Annotated in this window: 1 protein-coding gene; it reads right to left on the minus strand. The window is 75.7% G+C overall.

Features of this window, described 5'->3' with window-relative positions; genetic code table 11:
• A partial coding sequence (locus RIV14_RS13665; RefSeq protein ID WP_309325267.1) for an ABC transporter permease occupies positions 1 to 831 on the minus strand: 831 nt, incomplete at both ends.

Consider the following 831-nt stretch of genomic DNA (forward strand, 5'->3'; position numbering starts at 1 on the left):
GGGCACCTCGGTGCGCAGACGCAGGCGCGTCTGGGTGGCGGCGCGCGCCCGCTCGGCCACCCACAGGGCCAGGGCGATGACGCCGAGCTGAACCACGGACAGGACGGCGGCGCCCCGCAGGTCCAGGTACTGGGTGGTCAGCCGGTAGATCTCCGTCTCGACGGTGCCGATCCCCACCCCGCCGAGCACGAGCACCACCCCGTAGGCGGTGGCGCAGAACAGGAAGGTCAGGGAGGCTGCCGAGGCGATGGCGGGGGCCAGCGCGGGCAGGGTGACGGTGGCGAAGGCCCTCACCGGCGAGGCCCCCAGCGCCCGGGCAGCCTCCACGGCGCGCGGGTCGAGCCGCGACCACATGGTGCCCACGGTGCGCACCACGAGCCCGTAGTTGAAGAAGGCCAGCGCGGCCACCACCGCGGTCAGGGTCCCGTCCAGGTCCAGGGCCTCCAGGGGCCCACCGCGGGTGACCAGGGCGTGGAAGGCGACGCCGACGACGACGCTGGGCAGCACGAAGGGCACGGTCACCACCCCGCGCAGCAAGTCGCGGCCGGGGAAGGCGCGCCGGTAGAGGACGAGGGCGCCGGGAATGCCGAGGGCCACGCACACGGCGGTGCCCAGTACCGCCTGGGTGAGGGTCTGTGTGAGGATCCGCCAGGTGCGCTCGCGGGCCAGGACCTCGCCGAAGCCGCTCAGGTCCAGGGCGCCGTCGGGGGCGAGGCCGCGGCCCATGAGCGTGGCCACGGGCCAGGCGAAGAAGACCGCCAGGAAGGCCAGCGGGCCGACGACGGCCAGGGTCCAGCCGGCCCGCTCACCCCAGCCGGGCCGGGGGCCGCC

The organism is Actinomyces acetigenes (assembly GCF_031296635.1).
Classification (GTDB): Bacteria; Actinomycetota; Actinomycetes; order Actinomycetales; family Actinomycetaceae; genus Actinomyces; species Actinomyces acetigenes.